1 protein-coding gene is annotated in these 1,069 nt (G+C 57.1%); it reads right to left on the reverse strand.

The genetic code is table 11. The features are described 5' to 3' along the window. Window positions 1-21: 21 nt before the first annotated feature. Window positions 22-1,020: a transposase gene (locus RBH26_RS21300; RefSeq protein WP_306760373.1), complete on the reverse strand. Its 999-nt coding sequence runs from the start codon at window positions 1,018-1,020 to the stop codon at window positions 22-24. Window positions 1,021-1,069 lie beyond the last annotated feature (49 nt).

Genomic DNA, 1,069 nt, shown 5'->3' on the forward strand with positions numbered 1-1,069 from the left:
GAGCGTGTCATAGAATCCAACTCATAGCTTGAGCATCTCACGTCCCGGATCGTGTCCTCGCTCGTAGTTGGTGATTGCAATGACGATCCGAAGACACAGCGCAACGAACACTTCTGTTCGTGCGTGGACGCGGCCTCGGGCGCGAACGTGCCCGAGGCCGCAGTCCTTGACTGCATCGTTGGTTCGTTCGACTCCTGTCCGGTTGTTGTACGTCTCGTCCAGAATGGATTGTTTCAGCTGAACGTCCTCGCTGTGTTCCTCGATTCGGTCTTCGACCCTGTACTCGATGTTTTTCGGGTCGTCAGTGTTTCGCGGATTGTATGGTGCGATTGGCACGACCCCTGCGGCCAGCAGGTGGTCGTGCCAATCGAGAATGTCGTAGGCACTGTCTCCAAGCATCCAGATCGGTGTATCGACGGCGAGCGCGTCACGGGTGACGCGAATCGCCGTCTCTTGGTCTGCTTGTTTGGCCTGGGTGAACTCCGCCGCGATCGGGATCTTTGTGCCGGTTGAGACGATCGTACAACCGAAGCCGTAGTAGTACTCTTCGGCTGTTGGATCGTAGTTCCATGAGGCAGCGTCGTTGTACTGGATCGCTTCGACGTGGGTCGAATCGATGGAGTACGTCGAGTCGAGCAGGCCGCGGGCAGCGGCCTGCTCGACGAGCCTGTCGAAGACATCATCGATGACGTGTTCGAGGTCGGTGAGAAACCGATCAATCGTGTCTCTCGATGGCGGTTTCTCAAGTCCGCAGTAGTACCAAGCGAGGCCGTGCTGGAGTTCTCGTGCAACTGGTCGTGTGCCGTAGATATCCTTGTAGTAGCAGTGCAGAAAGCCGCGAAAGAGGTCTGGTGGCTGGTGAACTCGTGTTCGCCCCCTCGAAGCGGGGGCGAACACGTCGTACTCCAGTAGAAACTCGAACTCAAGGTGCTTGAACAGCGGTACTGTCTCAGTAGCCGCGACATTCAAGAAGTCGTCTACCGAAGCTACGTCTTGCAGGGTTGCGCTGGTGCTGGACACACTTTCCGCACCCTGCTGCTTCGTACGTGACGCTTTCTATGACACGCTC

Origin of the sequence: Natronolimnohabitans sp. A-GB9 (genome assembly GCF_030848565.1) — an archaeon.
Classification (GTDB): domain Archaea; phylum Halobacteriota; class Halobacteria; order Halobacteriales; family Natrialbaceae; genus Natronolimnohabitans.